General features: G+C 74.6%; 16 protein-coding genes. 9 read left to right on the top strand and 7 right to left on the bottom strand.

Going from position 1 to position 18,480, the window contains the following annotated elements; translation table 11 throughout:
- The first annotated feature begins 48 nt into the window (after window positions 1-48).
- The 3 genes from WCD58_RS11535 (at window position 49) to WCD58_RS11525 (ending at window position 2,448) form a co-directional block, all read left to right on the top strand.
- Window positions 49-1,047: a zinc-dependent alcohol dehydrogenase family protein gene (locus WCD58_RS11535; RefSeq protein ID WP_337702810.1), complete on the top strand. Its 999-nt coding sequence runs from the start codon at window positions 49-51 to the stop codon at window positions 1,045-1,047.
- Window positions 1,044-2,060 (top strand): phosphotransferase family protein, encoded by a 1,017-nt coding sequence (locus WCD58_RS11530; protein WP_337702808.1) that lies wholly within the window; start codon window positions 1,044-1,046, stop codon window positions 2,058-2,060. The genes WCD58_RS11535 and WCD58_RS11530 overlap by 4 nt, the downstream gene beginning before the upstream one ends.
- Window positions 2,061-2,253: 193 nt before the next feature.
- Window positions 2,254-2,448 carry a hypothetical protein gene (locus WCD58_RS11525; RefSeq protein WP_337702806.1) on the top strand — a complete coding sequence of 65 codons (195 nt, stop codon included), beginning with the start codon at window positions 2,254-2,256 and terminating at the stop codon, window positions 2,446-2,448.
- Here the strand turns inward: WCD58_RS11525 and WCD58_RS11520 are convergent.
- Window positions 2,420-5,233 carry a helix-turn-helix transcriptional regulator gene (locus WCD58_RS11520; protein WP_337702804.1) on the bottom strand — a complete coding sequence of 938 codons (2,814 nt, stop codon included), beginning with the start codon at window positions 5,231-5,233 and terminating at the stop codon, window positions 2,420-2,422. The two genes, WCD58_RS11525 and WCD58_RS11520, sit on opposite strands and share 29 nt — an antisense overlap.
- 216 nt (window positions 5,234-5,449) lie before the next feature.
- Here WCD58_RS11520 and WCD58_RS11515 point away from each other — a divergent pair, with 216 nt between their 5' ends.
- Together WCD58_RS11515 and WCD58_RS11510 are read left to right on the top strand one after the other, a co-directional pair.
- Window positions 5,450-5,836, top strand: coding sequence for a hypothetical protein (locus WCD58_RS11515; protein WP_337702802.1), 387 nt, complete (start codon window positions 5,450-5,452; stop codon window positions 5,834-5,836).
- A 10-nt stretch (window positions 5,837-5,846) separates the two neighbouring features.
- Complete coding sequence (locus WCD58_RS11510) at window positions 5,847-6,764, top strand: SCO6745 family protein (RefSeq protein ID WP_337702799.1); 918 nt, start codon at window positions 5,847-5,849, stop codon at window positions 6,762-6,764.
- A gap of 14 nt (window positions 6,765-6,778) precedes the next feature.
- Here WCD58_RS11510 and WCD58_RS11505 read toward each other — a convergent pair whose 3' ends face one another.
- The 4 genes from WCD58_RS11505 to boxC form a co-directional block, all read right to left on the bottom strand.
- Window positions 6,779-6,955 carry a hypothetical protein gene (locus WCD58_RS11505; RefSeq protein WP_337702798.1) on the bottom strand — a complete coding sequence of 59 codons (177 nt, stop codon included), beginning with the start codon at window positions 6,953-6,955 and terminating at the stop codon, window positions 6,779-6,781.
- Window positions 6,955-8,571 (bottom strand): benzoate-CoA ligase family protein, encoded by a 1,617-nt coding sequence (locus tag WCD58_RS11500; RefSeq protein ID WP_337702796.1) that lies wholly within the window; start codon window positions 8,569-8,571, stop codon window positions 6,955-6,957. Before WCD58_RS11500 ends, WCD58_RS11505 begins: the two co-directional genes overlap by 1 nt.
- A gap of 137 nt (window positions 8,572-8,708) precedes the next feature.
- Window positions 8,709-10,136: a benzoyl-CoA 2,3-epoxidase subunit BoxB gene (boxB, locus tag WCD58_RS11495; RefSeq protein WP_337702794.1), complete on the bottom strand. Its 1,428-nt coding sequence runs from the start codon at window positions 10,134-10,136 to the stop codon at window positions 8,709-8,711.
- Between the two features lie 7 nt (window positions 10,137-10,143).
- Window positions 10,144-11,865 carry a 2,3-epoxybenzoyl-CoA dihydrolase gene (gene boxC, locus WCD58_RS11490; RefSeq protein ID WP_337702791.1) on the bottom strand — a complete coding sequence of 574 codons (1,722 nt, stop codon included), beginning with the start codon at window positions 11,863-11,865 and terminating at the stop codon, window positions 10,144-10,146.
- Between the two features lie 85 nt (window positions 11,866-11,950).
- Between boxC and WCD58_RS11485 the strand changes: the two genes are divergently transcribed.
- On the top strand, window positions 11,951-12,385 hold the full coding sequence (locus tag WCD58_RS11485; protein ID WP_337702790.1) for a GNAT family N-acetyltransferase: 435 nt from the start codon (window positions 11,951-11,953) through the stop codon (window positions 12,383-12,385).
- Between the two features lie 21 nt (window positions 12,386-12,406).
- Here the strand turns inward: WCD58_RS11485 and WCD58_RS11480 are convergent, their stop codons facing one another.
- On the bottom strand, window positions 12,407-12,805 hold the full coding sequence (locus WCD58_RS11480) for a VOC family protein (RefSeq protein ID WP_337702788.1): 399 nt from the start codon (window positions 12,803-12,805) through the stop codon (window positions 12,407-12,409).
- Between the two features lie 13 nt (window positions 12,806-12,818).
- Window positions 12,819-13,787, bottom strand: coding sequence for an aldo/keto reductase (locus WCD58_RS11475; protein ID WP_337702786.1), 969 nt, complete (start codon window positions 13,785-13,787; stop codon window positions 12,819-12,821).
- 163 nt (window positions 13,788-13,950) lie between these two features.
- On the opposite strand from WCD58_RS11475, the gene WCD58_RS11470 reads away from it, so the two are divergent.
- From WCD58_RS11470 to WCD58_RS11460, 3 genes are all read left to right on the top strand, one after another.
- Window positions 13,951-15,687, top strand: coding sequence for an MFS transporter (locus WCD58_RS11470; RefSeq protein WP_337702783.1), 1,737 nt, complete (start codon window positions 13,951-13,953; stop codon window positions 15,685-15,687).
- A gap of 10 nt (window positions 15,688-15,697) precedes the next feature.
- The gene (locus WCD58_RS11465) at window positions 15,698-17,581 is read left to right on the top strand and encodes a helix-turn-helix domain-containing protein (protein ID WP_337702781.1); all 1,884 of its coding nucleotides are present in this window, start codon (window positions 15,698-15,700) and stop codon (window positions 17,579-17,581) included.
- 107 nt (window positions 17,582-17,688) lie between these two features.
- Window positions 17,689-18,480, top strand: coding sequence for an SDR family NAD(P)-dependent oxidoreductase (locus tag WCD58_RS11460; RefSeq protein WP_337702779.1), 792 nt, complete (start codon window positions 17,689-17,691; stop codon window positions 18,478-18,480).

Here is an 18,480-nt window from a genome sequence, read left to right as displayed (position 1 = left end):
TCCGACACCCCTCGCGCCGTGATCGAACGGACGGCAAGCTCTCGGGCCATGACGAGGACGGTGCGGTTCTCCGAGCTCGGCGAGCCCGACGTGCTGCGGGTCGCCGACGAGCCCGACCCCGAGCCGGGCCCCGGCGAGGTCGCGGTGGACGTCGCGGCGATCGGGCTCAACCGCGCGGAGTCGATGTTCCGCCGCGGCACCTACATCGAGGAGACGCGTCTGCCCGCCCGCCTGGGCTACGAGTGCTCGGGCACCGTGGCCGCGCTGGGCGAGGGCGTGACGCGCTGGTCGGTCGGCGACCGCGTCAGCGTCGTCCCGGCGTTCTCGATGAACGACTACGGCGTCTACGCCGACCGGGCCGTCGTCCCGGCCCGCGCGGTCGTGCCGCTGCCGGAGACGACGAGCTGGGTGGACGGCGCCGCGGTGTGGATGCCGTTCCTCGTCGCCTACGGCGGGCTGGTGGAGACGGGTGGGCTGCGCGCCGGCGACCACGTCCTCGTCACGGCCGCGACCTCGAGCGTCGGGCTCGCCTCGCTCGCCGTGGCCAACCGGGTCGGCGCGGTCCCGATCGCCACCAGCCGCTCGAGCAGCAAGGCCGCCCAGCTCGAGGCGGCGGGCGCCGCGCACGTCGTCGCCACCGGGGAGGAGGACCTCGTCGAGCGCGTGCTGGAGATCACCGACGGGCGCGGCTGCGAGCACGTCTTCGACGCCGTGGCCGGTCCCGGCGTCGCCGACCTGGCCCGCGCCACCGCGAAGGGCGGGATCCTGACGATCCACGGGCTGCTCTCGGGGCAGCCGACCCCGTTCCCGGCCGAGACGCTCCCCGATCTGTGGATGCGGGCCTATACGTTGTTCGCGATGACACACGACGCAGAGCGGTTGCGCCGCGCCGGCGCCTTCGTGGGCGCGGGCCTGCGGGACGGCGCCTTCACCCCGCAGGTGGACCGGGTGTTCGAGGGTCTCGACCAGGTGGTCGACGCCCATCGCCACCTCGAGTCGAACACCCAGGTCGGCAAGATCGTCCTGCTCCCGGGCGGTGCGCGGTGAGCGCCGAGGAGGTGCCCGAGGCCGTCGTCTCGTGGTTCCGGGCGCACGTCGACGAGGTCGAGGGCGCGCTGTCCTTCGACCGCATCGCGGGCGGGCGGTCGAACCTCACGTTCCGCGTCACCGACGAGGCCGGGCACGCGTGGGCCCTGCGGCGCCCACCGCTGGGCGGCGTGCTCGAGACCGCCCACGACATGGGCCGCGAGTGGCGCTTCCTCGCGGCGCTGAACCCCACCGAGGTGCCGGTCCCGACCCCGCGCGCCTTCTGCGACGACCACGACGTCTGGGGCGCCGACCTCTACGTCATGGACTTCGCGCCGGGCAAGGTGCTCAACGACCGGGAGTCCGGCGAGCAGGTGCCCGACGCCGCCCGCCGGAACGTCGGCACCTCGACGATCGACGTGCTCGCGGCGCTGCACCACGTCGAGCCCGCGGCCGTCGGGCTCGACGACCTCGCGCGTCCCGGCAACTTCGTCGCCCGCCAGCTCAAGCGCTGGCACCGGCAGGCGCACTCGTCGGCGATGGAGGACCTCTCGGCCATCGACGCCACCCACGACGCGCTCGCCGCCCGGATCCCCGAGGGCGAGGTCGGGATCGTCCACGGCGACTTCCGCCCCGGGAACATCTCCTACGACGCCGACGGGAACGCCGTCGCGGTCTTCGACTGGGAGCTCGCCACCATCGGCGACCCGCTCTGCGACATGGGGCACCTGCTCGTGTCGTGGAGCGAGCCGGGCGACACCGTCCCGGAGGCGCTGTCGAGCCCCACGCCGGCGGGCGGCTACCCGACGCGCGAGGAGCTCATCGCGCGCTACACCAAGGCCCGCGACCTGGGCGACGTCGACATCGCCTACTACCTCGCGTTCGCCCGCTGGCGGGCCGCGTGCATCCACGCCGGCGTCTGGACCCGCTACCGCGCCGGCGACATGGGCGCCGACGCCGACCCGGACGAGGTCACCGGCCCGGAGATGATCAACCTCCAGGCCGAGACCGCGCTGGCGGACCTGGAGCGCTGACCCTCACGTGAGCGGTTTCCTGCCCTATAGGGGCGGAAACCGCTCACATACGGAGGGTGCACGTCACACGGTGGGGGCGGTCACGGAACGGGATCGCGGAGGCACGTTCGGGCACCACACTGGCGGCGGCCCCGCGCCCAGCGTCGGCGTGCGGGGACCGCTCCCCCAGCGCCGACGTGCCCGGAGAACCGCGATGATCACCGGCGAGTGCCACTACTGCGAGTCCGTGCGGGTGTGGAAGCTGTACCCCTTGCGCCACGAGGACGGCTGCCCGACCGGCGGGCGACGCCCCCAGCGCCTGAGCCCGAACGAGGCCGCGCTCTTCGCCCACCCCGACCTGGCCGACCTCGACCTCGAGGTCAGCGCCTGGTACCCGCAGGCGAGCTGAGGGACGGCTCCCCGCCGGCCAGCGCGCCGGCCAGCTGCGAGCGGGCCGTGATGCCGAGCTTGCGGTAGGCGTTGCCCAGGTGCGTCTCGACCGTCTTCTCCGAGACGAACAGCGCCTGCGCCACCGCGCGGCTCGTCGCCCCGCCCGCCGCGAGGTCGGCGACGCGACGCTCGGTGGGCGTCAGAGCCTCGGCCCCCGAGCTGCGCAGACGCCGTGGCCGCGCCCCCGTGGCGACGAGCTCGTCGTGCGCCCGCCGCGCGACGCCGCCCGCGCCCGCGGCGAGGGCGAGGTCCAGCCCGTCGCGCAGGGGCTCGCGCGCCGTGACGCGGTCACCGCGCCGCCGCCGCGCCGCCCCGAGGTCCACGAGCGCGCGCGCCCGGGCGAGCGGCGCGGCGTCCGCCACCTCGACCGCCTCCTCGAGCAGCGCGATCCCCGGCGCTCCCGCGGCGGCCAGCCCCGCCGCCCGCAGCGCCTCGGCGAGCGCCGCGGGCTCGCCCCAGCGCCGCGCCGCGTCCACGGCGGCGGCCGCCTCGTCGCGCGCGGTCCCCTCGTCGCCCCGGGCCCGCAGCGCCAGCGCGAGCGAGGCGCGCCACGCGCACGGCGCCGGGTCACCCGCGCCCCAGGCGTCGAGCCGGCCCGCCACCGCGCGCAGGTCGTCGACGGCCTCGTCGGCGTGCCCCTGGGCGAGGCGCAGGCGTCCACGGGCGGCGAGCAGATAGTTCGCCGCGTAGAGGGGCTGGTCCACCAGGGCGTCCGCGCGAGCGAGCGTCGCCGCCGCGCCGTCCAGGTCCCCGGCGTCGACCAGGGCCTCCACCAGCCACGCGCTCGCGTACGCCCGCATCATGAGGTTCTCGAGCTCCGCGGCCAGCTCCAGCCCGAGGGAGAGGTCCGCGACCGCCGAGGCGACGTCCCCGGCGAGGTGGGCGGCGTGGCCCCGGAAGGACGCGGCGCCGGCCACCCCGAAGCGGTTGCCCCGCGCCCGGCGCCGGTCGACGACCGCGTCCCAGATCCGCCGCGCCCTCGCCGGGCGCCCGCAGATGGCCAGGGTCAGCAGGGCGCTCGGCAGCGTGACGAGGGTGCGGTCGTCGACCAGGTGGCCTCCGGAGAGCGCGCCCTCGGCGAGCGCGAGCGCGCGCTCCCGTGAGCGCGTCAGCAGCATCTCCTCGACCGCGGCGCTCGCCGTGAGCATGCACTGGGTCGGGCCGACCGGGACGGGGTCCTCCCCGCGCGCCGCCTGACGCCGCCGGGCGACCGGGCGCGTCCGGTGGTCCTGGATCGCGGCGGTGAGGAGCTGGGCCTCCAGCTCGCGCGCCAGGTCGGGCGACGCGTCCCCGAGCTCGGCGATCCCCTGCTCACACGTCGCGACGGCGTCGGGGATGCGGCCGTACTCGAACAGCAGCCGGGCGCGGAACAGGCGCGCCCGCGCTCGTCCGGCCCCGTCGTCGGCCTCGTCGGCGGCCGCGGTGAGCACGTCGAGCGACTCCGGGTCGCCCGCCCACATCGCCGCCACCCCGAGGTCGAACAGCACCGCGGGCCGCTCCGACGCCGGCGGTGGCTCGGCCAGCGCGCGGCGCAGGTAGCGCACGGCCAGGTCGGGGGCACCCCGCCCGGTCGCGCGTGCCGCGGCCTCGCGCAGGGCCCGGACGACGTCGCCGTCGCCGCGCGGCCGGTCGGCGAGCAGGTGCGGGACGAGCACGTCGCCGCGCTCCCCGTCGGCGGCGAGGACGACCGCGGCGCGGCGGTGCAGGGACGCGAGCTCGGCGGGCCCCAGCGTCGCGGTCACCGCGGAGCGCACCAGCGGGTGGCGGAACGTCACCCGCGAGGTGTGCTCCACGAGCCGGCCCCGGACCAGCGCGTCGGCGGCCGTCACGACCTCGTCGGGCCCGAGACCGGCCACCGCCGCGGCCCGCCGCAGCTCCACCCCGTCGCCGAGCACCGCGGCGGCGCGCGCCAGCCCCGTCGCGGCGTCACCGAGCCGTGCGAGACGCCGGCCGACCGACCGCTCGACCTCGCGCGGGACGGTCGCGGCGAGCCGGGGCACGGCGTCGGCGCGGGGCGCCACCCCGCGCTGGGCGAGCTCGGCGAGCAGCTCGCACACCAGGAACGGGTTGCCGCCCGTCACCGCCCCCACCTGGGCGGCGAAGCCCGGGTCCGGTTCGCCCAGCGTGTCGACGACGACCACCCGCACCGCCTCCTCCCCCAGCGGTCCCGGTCGCAGGGCGCCGTCGGACGACTCGGCGGCGAGCGCTGCGAGGAGCGCGGTCCGCGACGCGTCGGTGTCCGGGCGGGTCGCGACCAGCAGGGAGACCGGCATGTCCCCGAGCCGGTGCGCCAGGTAGGCGAGGAAGCGCAGCGAGGGCGGGTCGCACCAGTGCGCGTCGTCGACGACGAGCAGGAGCGGACCGAGGTCGCTGACCTCGGCGACCAGCCAGTACAGGCCGTGCAGGGTGGCGAAGAGGTCCTGGTCGGCAGGGTCGGCGCGGTCGCCGTGCAGCACCGGGCCCGCCAGGGCGGCGGCCCCCGGCCAGGACCGGTCGGCGGCGGCCCGGGCCAGGAGGCCGCGCACCACCCCGAACGCCAGCTCGCCCTCCAGCTCCGCGCCGCGCGCGGCCAGCACCCGCACCCCGGCCGCCGCGGCCAGCGCGGAGGCCTCGCGGATCAGCCCGGTCTTGCCGATCCCGGCGTCGCCCTCCACCAGCAGCAGGGCACCGCGGCCGCCGACCGTCCCGTCCACCAGGTCGCGCAGCCGGGCCCGCTCACGATCGCGTTCCAGGAGCCGGCCCATGGCGTCCGTTTCTCGGGGTGTTCCTCGGGGTGCCGTCCCGACGCTCGGGGTCCGGGACCTGCCTACCGTCGCGTGACGGGACGTACCGGACAAGGGCGGAGTGACCGGCAAATGGGGGACACGGAAATACCGGACGGCGCAGAAGCGGGGCCGTTGCCGACGCAGCGCGACCGACCGAGCGCCGACGGCAGCATCCCCGGGTCCCACGGCGAGTGGGTGACCGCGCGCGGTCAGGTGTCGGGTCTGCTGCTCGCGCTGCGCGCCGCGGAGGTGGACGCCGAGGTCGTCCTGCCGGTGCCGCTCACGCGCGGCATGGCGCTGGACGCCTGGGCGGCCGCGCGCCGTGATCCCGGCTGGCAGGCGCTCGACCTGCTCGGCTGGGCGGCGCGCACGCTCGGCCGCTCCGTGGCCCGCTGGCGCGCGACGGGCGTCCGCGACCTGCTGGTCGACGTGCTGGAGAGCGAGGCCGCGGTCCACGGGTGCGCGCCGGAGCAGCTCGTCGCCCAGGTCGCGCGGGTGCACGGCGTGCTCAGCGCCCCCGACCCGGCGTCCGCCGATCTCGTCTGGCACGCGCTGGACGACGTGCAACCCGCCGACCGCTGAGGAGCCCGGAGTGGACTACTGGACCATGCGCGGCCTGTTCTTCGCGCCGCCCGACCGACCCCGTCCCGCCGACCCGCCCGCACGCCGCGACCCGACTCCGGCGCGCGGCCTGCGGGACGCGATCGAGGCGGTCGCCTGCCTGTCGATCTGGTCGCCCGAGGCGGCCGAGGGCTACGCGGCCGTCGGTCTCGACGACTACTTCGCCGCCTACGTCCGCGAGCGCACGGCGCCGCTCGGGACGCCGCCGACCGCGGTCGCCGTCGCGGCGCTGGGCGTGTTCGCCCCCGCGCTCGTCGGCCCGCAGTACGAGGCCGGCGTCGCGGCGGCGTCGCTGTCCGACGTCGTCCGCGTCCGCATCGACGCGCCCGGCGCGACCCTGCGCCGCCTGCTCGGCGACGTCGACGACGAGGCGGGCGGGATCGTGCGCGCGCTGCGCCGGGGCATCGACGCGGCCGACCACACGGCGCGCCCGCTGTTCACGGGCCTGACCGCCGAGCCGTGGCCGTCCGACCCGCTCGCCGCCCTCGTCCACGCGTGCCACGTGCTGCGCGAGCACCGCGGCGACTCGCACCTCGCGGTGTGCGCGGTCGACGGGCTCGACCCGGTGCAGATGAACGTGCTGACCGAGCTGTGGAGCGGCTACCCGCTCGGGGCCTACACGCCGTCGCGAGGCTGGAGCCCGGAGCAGATCGACACGGCGGTCGCCGGGCTGCGGGCCCGCGGCCTGCTCGACGGCGACGGGTTCAGCGACGCCGGCCTGCGCCACCGCGCCGACCTCGAGGGGCGGACGGACGCGATGCAGCAGGCCGTCGTCGACGGGATCGGCGACGACCTGCCGGCGGTCACCAAGCAGCTCGGCGCGTGGTCCGACGCCCTCGTCGACCTCGACGCGGCCCCGCCCGACCCGGCCAAACGCCTCGCCGGCTGACCTATGTGAGCAGATCAGTCCGAGGGCTCGGGGTCGGGGCCGTCGATCGGCTCCTCGTGCTCCGAGCCGAGGACGGTGCCGGGCACGTCGCCGCCCTGCTCCACCACCGGCTCGTACGAAGGCTCGCCCTGGGTCGGCGGCTGGTCGGCGGTGGCCAGCGGGTCGGTCGCCTCGCTGCGCTCGCCCGCCATCAGTGCGCGCCCTCGAGGGCCGGCGAGCCCGCCGCGACGACCTCGGCGGCCACCTCGCGCAGCCGGAAGCGCTGCACCTTGCCGGTCGCGGTGCGCGGGACCTCGTCGATCGCGATCACGTGGCGCGGGCGCTTGAACGACGCGAGGCCCTCGCGGCACCACGCCACGAGCGCCTCGGGATCGACCGTGTGCCCCTCGCGCGGCACGACGCAGGCGACGGGCACGTCGAGCCCGTCGGCGTCCTGCACCGCGACCACCACCACCTCGGCGACCGACGGGTGCGCCACCAGCCGCTCCTCGACCTCAGCCGGCGTCACCCAGATGCCGCCGACCTTGAGGACGTCGTCGGTGCGGCCCAGGCAGGTGTAGGTGCCGTCGGCGTTGCGGACGTAGGTGTCGCCGGTGCGCAGCCACTCCCCCTCGAACATGAGGCGGTTGGTCGCCGTGCGGCACCAGTAGCCGGTGCAGATCGAGTCGCCCCGCACGTAGAGCGTGCCGGTCTCGCCGTCGGGCACCGGGCGACCGTCGGTGCCGCGGATCTCGACGTCGTAGCCGGGCACCGGCACGCCCGACGTGCCCGGGACGACCTCGCCGGGCCTGTTCGACAGGTAGATGTGCAGCGCCTCGGTGGACCCGATCCCGTCGAGCACCTCGACGCCGTAGCGCTCGCGCATCCCGTGCACCATCCGGGCCGGAAGCGCCTCGCCCGCCGACGCCCCGCGGCGCACGGTCGCGAACGCCGCCGGGTCGACCTGGCCGGACTCCGCCGCGGCGAGCAGCGGGCCGTAGGAGCTCGGCGTCCCGAAGAACATGGTCACGCGGTGCCGGGACGCGAGCTCGGCGAGCAGCGCCGGCGTCGGCCGGGAGGGCTCGAGCACCGCCGCCGCGCCCACCGAGAGCGGGAAGAACATCGAGTTGCCGATGCCGTAGGCGAAGAACAGCTTCGCCACCGACAGGCACAGGTCGTCGGGCCGGATGCCGAGCACCTGCTGGCCGTAGGTCTCGCACACCGTGCGGATGTCGGCGTGCCGGTGCATCGCGGCCTTGGGCTTGCCGGTGGTGCCCGAGGTGTAGAGCCACAGGGCCTGCGACTCGTCCCAGGTGTCGTAGGACGGCGGCGCCCCGATCGCGTCGCCCGCCGCGAGCATCTCCGCCCACGTCCGCGCGGCGACGTCGGCGCCGAAGCCGGACGCGTCGGCGCCGGTGATGACGACCTCGGCGACGTCGCCGCCACGCTCCCGCGCCGCGAGCACCGCGGCGCGGGAGGTGTCGGCGAACGTCTCCGAGCACAGCAGCAGGCGGCTGCGCGAGTCCGCGACGAGCACCGCGAGCTCCTGGCCGCGCAGCATCGTCGACACCGGCACGGCGATCGCGCCGAGCCGCATCGTCGCGAGGATCCCCGCGAACAGCTCGACCTCGTCGACCATGCACAGCACGACCCGCTGCTCGGGCTGCACGCCCAGCGCGGCGAGCCCGGCCGCGACCCGCCCGATCTCCGCGTCGAGCTCCGCGTAGGTCAGCGACCGGGACGGGGCCCGCACCGCCTCCCGGTCGCCGTCGCCCGCCGCCAGCCGGCGCCCGACGAGATAGTCCGCGGCATTGAACGACTCCGCCATGCGCTGCCCGTCCTCGTGGTGGTGGTCGGTCGCCCGATCGTGGCGCGCACCACGGTCGAGGGGAAGAGGCTCAATCGATGGTCCGGCTCCGCAGGCTCCGCGTCCTGAGTCGATGGTCCGGCTCCGCAGGCGCGTCCTCAGTTGAAGTGCACGTACTCGAAGTCGACGGGCTTGTCGTTGATGCCGTTGGTCGGCGGCGCGATCCAGCTCGCGATCTTCCCGGGCTCGAGGACCGGGTGCATGAGCCCGCGGACGTGGGTCTTGTCGACGTCGGTCGGCAGCCAGCGGCCCTCGTTCGCCGTCCACTCCTGGTCGGAGATCATCTTGCCCTCGGGCGAGATGCGCTGGCCCGCGAACGCCCCGACCTGGCGGTTGAAGCCGACGTGCGGCAGGTAGAGGCGCGCGTCGATCCCGTGCTTCTCGAGGATGCGGTTCCAGCGCTTGAGGCCGTTGGAGCAGTCGCCGATGTACTCGCTGCGCAGGTCCTGGTTCAGCGCGAGCAGCGCCGGCACCTCGGTGGTCGTGATCCGGCCCTCGCGCACCGCGTCGACCGCGCCCGCGTCGTCGGTGAGCACGTGGTCGTCCTTGCGCCGCTCCTCCTGCCAGCGGCCCTTGAGGCCCGCGGTGAAGTAGTTGGCGGCGTTGGTCGACGACTCGTTGCCGAACAGGTCCAGCGAGACCGTGTAGTGGAAGTTGATGTACTTCTGGATCATGTCCAGCGGGATGCCGCCCGCGCCGGCGACCTCCTCGGAGTCGTGCTCGTTCATCAGCTGGGCGGTGCGCGTGACGACGCGGTCGATGCCGGTGGTGCCCACGAACATGTGGTGGGCCTCCTCCTTGAGCATGAACTCGCAGGTCCGGCTCAGCGGGTCGAAGCCCGACTCCTTCAGCGTCCCGAGCTGGTACTTGCCGTCCCGGTCGGTGAAGTACGTGAACATGTAGAACGACAGCCAGTCCGGGGTCTCCTCGTTGAAGGCCCCGAGGATGCGCGGCGACTCGTCCGAGCCGGAGTTGCGCGCCAGCAGCTGGTCGGCCTCCTCGCGGCCCGCGCGCCCGAAGTAGGCGTGCAGCAGGTAGACCATCGCCCAGAGGTGACGGCCCTCCTCGACGTTGACCTGGAACAGGTTGCGCATGTCGTAGAGCGACGGAGCGGTGGCCCCGAGGAAGCGCTGCTGCTCGACCGACGCGGGCTCGGTGTCGCCCTGGATGACGATGAGGCGCTGCAGGTCGGCGCGGTACTCGCCCGGCACCTCCTGCCAGACCGGTTCCCCCTTGTGCTCGCCGAACGCGATCTTGCGGTCCGGGTCGTGCTCGGAGAGGAAGACGCCCCAGCGGTACTCGTTCATCGGCACGTGGTCGAAGTGCGCCCAGCCGTCGCGGCCGACGTCGACCGCCGTGCGCAGGTAGACGTCCTTGGTGTCGACGGCGGGGCCCATGTCGCCCCACCAGTCGAGGAAGTTCGGCTGCCAGCGCTCGAGGGCGCGCTGGAGCTTGCGGTCGGACGCGAGGTCGACGTTGTTGGGGATCTTGGCGTCGAAGTCGATCTTCGGGCGCGCGGAGGTCATGGGGTCGTCACACTCGCTTCTTGTCGAAGTCGGCCTTGCGTCCGGTGCCGTAGCGGCGCAGCGCGCCCTCGGCCCCCGAGGCGTTCGGGCGGATGAAGATCCAGTTCTGCCAGGCGGTCAGCCGCCCGAAGATCCGCGACTCCATGGTCTCCGGGCCGACGAACCGGTGGTTCGCCTCCATGCCGGTCAGGGCGTCCGGCGAGAGCGAGGCCCGCTCCTCGAGCAGGATGCGGATCTCGTCCTCCCAGTCGATGTCGTCCGGCGCGTCGGTGACCAGGCCGGCCTCCTCGGCCTGCGCGCCGGTCAGCCGCTCGTTGGTGCGCCCGTGCAGCTCCGTGACGTGCCCGTCGTCGCCGTAGAAGCGGGACTGCAGCCGGGTGAGCCCGTTGCCCATGGGGAACGCGCCGAAGTTCGACTCGGTGAGGACGATCTGCGCCGGCTCCTGCTCCTCGTCGGCGTCCTCGAAGATGCCCTCGAGCATGTACTGGCGGTCGCAGGCCAGGGCCAGCTCGAGCAGCGCGCCGGCGAAGCAGCTGCCGGGCTCGATCAGCGCGATCAGGCTGCGGCTGGTGACGTCGAGACGCTTGAGCGTGCGCTTGAAGTAGTGGCGGATCTCGTTGACCAGCCAGTCCGAGCCGGAGTGCTCGGCGATCACGCGCTCGAAGGCCAGCGCGCCCTCGATCGACCCCTGGGTGCGGACCAGCCAGGTGCCGATCTCGAGCTCGTTGGTGCGCAACCGCAGGATGAGGTCGTCGAGCTCGCGGGTCATGGCGAGCGGCCAGAAGTCGGCGCCCAGGGCGTGGATGCGGTCGAGCGACTCGGGCACCGTGCCGGGCTCGGGGCCGAGCACCGTGATCGTCGCGGTACGGGCGTCGCGGTCGAGCTCGCACCGGACGTTGGGGTAGGTGATGGCGTCGTCGGTGGCCTCCCGGCGCAGCGGGGGCAGGGCGACACCCTCGGCGTCCGTCGGCCGGCTCGACGTCGCCGCCGCCTCGGCCGCGCGCGTGCGCACCGTCTCGTCCCACTGCTTGCGCGAGACCGTCTCGTCGACGAGCTTCCACTCGACGGCCTTGGGACCCTGGAAGCCCTCGGACTTGGTGGCGAAGATGTCGGCGCGGTCCTTGCGGACGTGGCGCTTGTCGGTGACGCGGGTGAGCCCGCCGGTGCCGGGCAGAACGCCGAGCAGCGGGACCTCGGGCAGCGCGACCGCGCTGGACCGGTCGTTGACCAGCAGGATCGTCTCGCAGGCCAGCGCCATCTCGTAGCCGCCGCCGGCCGCGGTGCCGTTGAGCGCGGCCACCCAGGTCTGCCCCGAGTGCGCGGTCATGTCCTCGATGCCGTTGCGCGTCTCGTTGGTGAACTTGCAGAAGTTCACCTTCCACGGGTGGCTCGACTGGGCGAGCATCCGGATGTTCGCGCCGGCGCAGAAGTTGGAGTCCTTGCCGCTGGTCAGCACCACGCTGCGCACCTCGGGGTGCTCGAAGCGCAGGCGCTGGGTGATGTCGTAGAGCTCGATGTCGACGCCCAGGTCGTACGAGTTGAGCTTGAGCTCGTAGCCGGGCACGAGCCCGCCGTCCTCGGCGACGTCGAGGTAGACCCAGGCCGTCTCGCCGTCGACCTCGAGACGCCAGTGGCGGTACTGCTCGGGAGAGGTGTCGAAGTCGACCTGGGGTACAGACTCCGGAGCCGGGGCCTGCCCGGTGGTGGGAGCGTCCTCGAGAACGGTCACGGTGGTGGTCCCTCCTTGTCGTGCGGGCCACACTCTACGAGACTTCGACGCGAATGCATAGAGCTGTAGAACTTTGGAGGACACGATGACGTGGCGGTGGATCGCGGAGCAGGACCCGCGCTGGGACCAGGACAAGGCCGCGGCGCTGGGCGACCTGCCGCCGACGCTCTTCGGCCTCGGGCACCCCGAGGTGGGGCGGCCGCTCGGCGACGCGTGGTGGCGCGTGGAGGACGACGGCGGCGCGCCCGTGGGCTACGGCCGCCTCGACGACACCTGGGGCGACGCGGAGATCCTGATCATCGCGGCGCCGGGGGTGCGCGGCACCGGTGTCGGCGCGTTCGTGCTCGAGAACCTCGAGCGGGAGGCCGCCGGGCGCCAGCTCAACTACGTCTACAACGTCGTCCCCACCCGCCACCCCGACGGCGAGGCGGTCCGCACGTGGCTCACGTCGCACGGGTTCTCGGCGACCGAGGTCGGCGAGCTGCGCAAGCAGGTCGCGTCGGGGGCGGCGCCGGGCTGAGTGCCCTTCTCCCCCGGCGCGTCAGGCCGAGGGGTCGATCTGGATCATCCAGAGGTGCCCGTCGGGGTCGGCCAGCGTGCTGCTGTACCCCCACCCCGGGTCACCCGGCTCCACACGCACCGTCGCGCCGGCCGCGCGGGCCGTCTCGGTGACGCGGTCGACGTCCGCGGCGGTCGGGACGAGCCGGGAGAGCAGGCACTCGCTCGTCCCCGCCCCGGCGACCTCGTTGCCGGCCGCCACCCAGCCGAAGCCGCCGCGCGGCACCAGGACGAGGACCGCGCCGGCGCCGAGGGCGAACTGCAGCGGCTCCGGCAGACCGTCGTCCCCGGGCTCGCCGACCGTCTCCAGCCCGAACGCGGCCCGGTAGAAGTCGTGGGCCACCCGACGGTCGGCGATCGGCAGCGCGACGGCGAAGGACACGGCGCGACCGTACTCAGCGGTGCCCGGCGACGCCCCGGGGCTCGTAGCGCTCCTCGAGGCCGGCGATCTCGTCGTCGTCGAGGTGCAGATCGACGGCGGCGATCGCGTCGGCGAGGTGGTGCTCCTTCGTCGCACCGATGATCGGCGAGTCGACGACGGGGTTCGCCAGCACCCACGCGAGCGCGACCTGGGCGCGCGAGACGCCGCGCTTCTCGGCCACCTCGGCGACCTTCTCGACGATGTGCCGGTCGGTCTCGCGGTAGAGCTTCTTGCCGACCTCGTCGGTCTCGAGACGGTTGGTCGACTCGTCCCAGTCGCGGGTGAGGCGCCCGCGCGCGAGCGGGCTCCACGGGATCGACCCGACACCCTCGTCGGCGCAGAGCGGGAGCATCTCCCGCTCCTCCTCGCGGTAGAGCAGGTTGTAGTGGTCCTGCATGGTGATGAACCGGCTCCACCCGTTCACGTCCTGCAGGTGCAGCGCCTTCGAGAACTGCCACGCCCACATCGACGACGCCCCGATGTAGCGCGCCTTGCCGGCCTTGACCACGTCGTGGAGCGCCTCGAGCGTCTCCTCGATCGGCGTCTCGTAGTCCCAGCGGTGGATCTGGTAGAGGTCCACGTAGTCCATGTCCAGACGCCGCAGCGACGCGTCGATGCCGGTCATGATCGCCTTGCGCGAGAGCCCGGCGCCGTTCGGACCCTGCCGCATGCGGTTGAAGATCTTGGTCGCGACGACGATCTCGTCGCGGTCGGCCATCCGGTTGAGCCAGTGTCCGGTGATCTCCTCGGACGTCCCCGCCGAGTAGACGTCCGCGGTGTCGAAGAAGTTGATCCCCGCGTCGAGCGCCTGGCGGAAGAACGGCTCGGCCCGGTCCGCCGGCAGCGCCCACGGCCAGCGGTCGTTCGCCTCGCCGTAGCTCATACAGCCCAGGCAGATCCGGGAGACGTCGAGACCCGTCATCCCGAGCTTCGTGTACTCCATGTCGCCAGCGTGCCCCACCGACCGCTGGTCGATTCCCGTTCCGGCCCGGGAATCGGCTGGACATCAACCGCGCTCGAGGAAATAGCGTCGAAGAAAGGCCGCGCCGACGAGGGCTCGACGGCCGACGATTCTCCCCAATCCCGACAGAACGGGTGTGCCAACCGTGACCAGCACCGCTCCCGTCGCGCCCGGCGGTCGCCGCTGGGCGATCCTCGCGGTGATCGCTGTGGCGCAGCTCATGGTCGTGCTCGACAACACGATCGTGAACATCGCGCTCCCCTCGGCCCAGGTCGACCTCGGCTTCGACGACGCCCAGCGCCAGTGGGTGATCACCGCCTACGCGCTGGCGTTCGGCAGCCTCCTACTGCTCGGCGGCCGCATGTCCGACCTGTTCGGCCGCAAGCGCGCCTTCGTCACCGGCCTGATCGGCTTCGCCGTGGCGTCCATGGTCGGCGGCGCCGCGACCGACCTCGTGATGCTCGTGTCCGCCCGCGCGGCCCAGGGCGTCTTCGGGGCCCTGCTCGCGCCGGCCGCGCTGTCGCTGCTGACGACGACGTTCCCGGGCGGGCGCGAGCGCGCGCGGGCGTTCGGCATCTTCAGCGCCATCGTCGGCGCCGGCGCGGCCATCGGGCTGCTGCTCGGCGGCGTGCTCACCGAGTACGTCGACTGGCGCTGGTGCATGTACGTCAACGCGGTGTTCGCCGCCGTCGCGCTGGTCGGCGGGCTCGTCCTGCTCCCGAGCATGCAGCGCCAGGGCCGCCCGCAGCTCGACGTCGGCGGGACGCTCGCCGCCTCGGCCGGGCTGTTCGGCCTCGTCTTCGGCCTCGCCAGCGCGGAGACCGACGGCTGGGGCTCGCCGGTCGTGTGGGCGTTCCTCGCCGCGGGCGTGGTGCTCCTCGGGATCTTCGTGCTGATCCAGCGCCGGGTGTCCGCCCCACTGCTGCCCCTGCGCGTGATCCTCGACCGCACCCGCGGCGGCGCCTATCTCACGGTGCTCGTGCTGGCGTCGGGGATGTTCGGGGTCTCGCTGTTCCTGACCTTCTACCTGCAGCGCAACCTGGGCTTCTCCCCCGTGCTCACCGGCGTGGCGTTCCTCCCGATGGTCGCGTCGATCGTCACCGCCTCGACGACGGTGCCGAACGCCCTGCTCCCCCGCTTCGGGCCGAAGCCGCTCGTGATCACCGGGCTCGTGCTCGGCACCGCGGCGATGCTGTGGTTCTCCCAGCTCACCGTCGACAGCACCTACGCCGCGGGCGTGCTGCCCGGCCTGGTCCTCATGGGCCTGGGCATGGGCACCGCGATGTCGACGGGCATCAACACCGCCACGCTCGGCGTGCAGCCCGCCGACGCCGGGGTGGCGTCGGCGACGGTCAACACGATGCAGCAGGTCGGCGGGTCGGTGGGCACCGCGCTGCTCTCGAGCATCGCGGGCACCGCCACGGCCGCGGCGCTGGTCACGACGCCCGGCGACCCCGGGGCCGCGACCGTCAGCGGCTACTCGGCGGCCTTCACCGCGGCGGCGATCCTCTTCGCGGTCGGCGCGGTGGTGTGCGGGCTGCTGGTGCGCGGCGGCCGTCCGAGCACCCAGACGGAGACGGCACGGACGGAGCCGACCCCGGCCGACAGCACGGGCCTCGCGGGCGTCGTCCGCGACGCCGGCGGCGCGGCCGTCGCCGGCGCGACCCTGACCCTCGTCGACCCCGCGGGCCGCGAGTCGGGGCGGGCGGTCAGCGACACGGCGGGCGGCTTCGACCTGCGCGCCACCGGGCCCGGCGACCACCTCCTGGTCACCGGCGCGCCCGGGCTCGCCCCGAGCGCGCAGCGGATCGTGCTCGCCGACGGCCGCACCACGCGCGGCGACGTCGTCCTCGACCTCGCCGAGGTGCCCGTCGGCAGGTGACCATGGCGCGGTGAGCGAACGGGTGGCCACGGCGGAGGCGGTGGCGTCGGAAGCGGTCGTGTCCGAGGCGCTGCGGTCGTGGTCGGCCGCGATCAGCGACCTCGCCCGCGCCGTCAAGGCCGCCGAGCCGCTGGAGGTGCTGCTCGGCCGCGTCGCCGAGCAGGCCTGCCGGCTGATCGGGTTCGACTTCGGTGCGGTGATGCTCGCGGACCCGCCACGGGAGCGCCTGCTGGTCCGGGGCGCGTTCGGCCTCTCGGAGGCGTACGTCGACCGCCTCAACACCGACGTGCCGCTGCGGGTGCACGCCCCCGAACCCGGGGTCGACGCCCCCGCGGCGCGCGCCCTGCGCGAGGGCGTCACGGTCACCGCCGCCGACATCGCGGGGCTGCCGGACTTCGAGCGCCTCCGCCGTCTCGCCGAGGACGAGGGCTACCGGGCGCTGCTGGCCGCTCCCCTGCTCACGGCGGACGAGCCGATGGGCGTGCTCGTGACCTACTCGGCGCGCGCCCGCGACTTCAGCGCGGCCGAGGTCGAGCTCGCCGAGCTGCTCGCCGAGCACGCGGCCGTCGCCGTCGAGACCGCCCGGCTGCGGGAGAGCGAGCAGCACGCGATCGACGAGCTCTCCCGCGCCAACGACGCCCTCCGCGCGCACCAGGGCGTCCTGGACCGCGCCGAGCAGCAGCACCGGCGGCTCTTGGAGCTCGCGCTCGACGACGTCGGCCTGCCCCGGCTGGTCTCCTGGCTCGCCACGACCGTCGGGGCGTCGGTCACCGTGGAGGGCGTCGACCGCAGCGTGCTCGCCCACGCGACCGACTCGGTCTACGTGCCGCCGCCCTCGCACGCCCCGCCGCGCGCACGCCGCCGGCCCTCGTCACTGCGCGAGCGCTACGAGCTCGTCGAGCTGCGGCCCTCGCCCGCCGGGGACGGCGCGACCACCGCCTGGGAGACGCCGATCGTCCTCGGGGGCGAGGTCGCGGGCCGGCTGTGGATCACCGGCGCGACGTCCGCCCCGGAAGCGGTCGAGCGGCGCACCGTCGAGCGGTTCGCGCTGGTCGCGGCGTTCGAGCTCCTCAAGGAGCGGCACGGCATCGAGGTCGAGGCCCGGCTCTCCCAGGCCGTCCTCACCGAGCTCCTGCGCCAGGACGGCGACGAGGTGCCCGCCGGGCTCGCCGGGCGCGCGGCCGCCCTCGGCTGCGACCTCGAGGCCCCGCACACCGTCGTCGTCCTCGACGTCGGCACGTCGGCGCGCGAGGACCGGTACGACACGCTGCCGCGGGTCGCCCAGGTCGCCGAAGCCGTGGCGGCGCAGGAGCGGGACCGCGCGGGACGCACCCTCGTCGGCATCCACGACGGTGCCCTCGTGCTGCTCCTGCCCGCCGGGCGCGCCGACCGCGACCACCTGCGGCGCCTCCTCCCGCGGCTCGAGCAGGTCACCACGCCGCAGCCGATCTCGGCCGTGATCGCCGGCACCGGCACCTCCCCCGCCGGGCACGCGGCGTCCTACCGGGCGGCACGCAACGCCCTCCAGCTCGTGCGGCGCCCCGGCGAGGGCCGCATCCTCGACCTCGCCGACCTCGGGGTCCACGGCCTGGTGCTCGAGGCCGGCCCCGCCCCCGGCCTGTCGGCCTTCGCCCGGCGGCTGCTCGATCCCCTGGAGCGCCACGACCGGCGTCACGGGGCGGCCCTGCTCACGACGCTGCGGGCCTGGCTGCGCGAGGACTGCTCGACGCCGGCCACCGCCGTCGCCCTCGTGGTGCACCGCAACACCGTCGCGCACCGCCTGCGCCGGATCGAGGAGCTCCTCGGCCACCCGCTGCGCAGCCCGTCGCTCCTGCTGCAGCTCCAGCTCGCCGTGGTCGTCCGCGACGTCGAGGAGATCGGCGCCGAGCCCTAGTCGGCGACACAAGACCGGGCCGCCGTCCTGTGTCGTGAGCACATAGGCGGCGTCCCGGCACCTCAGCACGATGGCGTGGGTCACAGCGACGTGCGCCGGAGGTGGCGATGGCCGGGCGACTGGACGACCAGGTCGTGGTCGTCACCGGCGCGAGCCGCGGGATCGGGCGGGCGATCGCGGTCGCGATGGCGGCCGAGGGCGCCCGCCTCGCCCTGACCGCGCGCGACGAGGACACCCTCGCCGGCACGCTCGCGGACATCGACGGCCTCGGGCTGGGCGACGACGTCCTCACCGTGGCGTGCGACGTCGCCGACGAGGCCTCGGTGCAGCGGCTGGGCGACGCCGTGGAGGCGCGCTTCGGGCGGGTCGACACCGTCGTCGCGAACGCCGGCATCGCCGGCCCCACCCTCGCCCTGCACGAGATCGGCCTCGCCGAGTGGCGGGAGTGCCTGGCCACCGACCTCGACGGCGTGTTCCTCACCTTCCGCCGCTTCGTCCCGGCGCTCATCGCGCAGCGGTCGGGCAGCCTGATCGCGATCTCGTCGATGACCGGCAAGCGGCCGCTGCCCGGCCGCACCCCGTACGCGGCGGCGAAGACCGGCGTGATCGGGCTCGTCCGCACCCTCGCCACCGAGCTCGGCCCGTTCGGCGTGCGGGCCAACACCGTCTGTCCCGGCGCCGTGGACGGGCCGCGCATCGAGGCCGTGATCCGCGAGCAGGCCCGTCAACGCGGCGTCGGCGAGGAGGAGGCCCGGCGGGCGTTCACCGACTCGTCACCGCTCGGGCGGCTGGTGCGGGCGCAGGAGGTCGCCGACGCCTGCGTCTTCCTCGCCGCGCCCCAGTCCTCCTCGATCACCGGAGAGGACCTCAACGTCACCGCCGGCGTGGTCATGTACTGA

It is taken from the genome of Actinomycetospora flava (assembly GCF_037400335.1).
In the GTDB taxonomy this organism is placed as follows: domain Bacteria; phylum Actinomycetota; class Actinomycetes; order Mycobacteriales; family Pseudonocardiaceae; genus Actinomycetospora; species Actinomycetospora flava.
Note: the sequence above shows the minus strand (reverse complement) of the source record. Positions and strands in the feature narration are given on the sequence as shown.

Bases quoted from the DNA above. Each gene is read 5' to 3' on its own strand.
- WCD58_RS11535 (WP_337702810.1), top strand. From the start codon at position 49: ATGACGAGGACGGTGCGGTTCTCCGAGCTCGGCGAGCCCGACGTGCTG.
- WCD58_RS11525 (WP_337702806.1), top strand. From the start codon at position 2,254: ATGATCACCGGCGAGTGCCACTACTGCGAGTCCGTGCGGGTGTGGAAG.
- WCD58_RS11520 (WP_337702804.1), bottom strand. From the start codon at position 5,233: ATGGGCCGGCTCCTGGAACGCGATCGTGAGCGGGCCCGGCTGCGCGAC.
- WCD58_RS11505 (WP_337702798.1), bottom strand. From the start codon at position 6,955: ATGGCGGGCGAGCGCAGCGAGGCGACCGACCCGCTGGCCACCGCCGAC.
- WCD58_RS11500 (WP_337702796.1), bottom strand. From the start codon at position 8,571: ATGGCGGAGTCGTTCAATGCCGCGGACTATCTCGTCGGGCGCCGGCTG.
- boxB (WP_337702794.1), bottom strand. From the start codon at position 10,136: ATGACCTCCGCGCGCCCGAAGATCGACTTCGACGCCAAGATCCCCAAC.
- WCD58_RS11485 (WP_337702790.1), top strand. From the start codon at position 11,951: ATGACGTGGCGGTGGATCGCGGAGCAGGACCCGCGCTGGGACCAGGAC.
- WCD58_RS11475 (WP_337702786.1), bottom strand. From the start codon at position 13,787: ATGGAGTACACGAAGCTCGGGATGACGGGTCTCGACGTCTCCCGGATC.
- WCD58_RS11460 (WP_337702779.1), top strand. From the start codon at position 17,689: ATGGCCGGGCGACTGGACGACCAGGTCGTGGTCGTCACCGGCGCGAGC.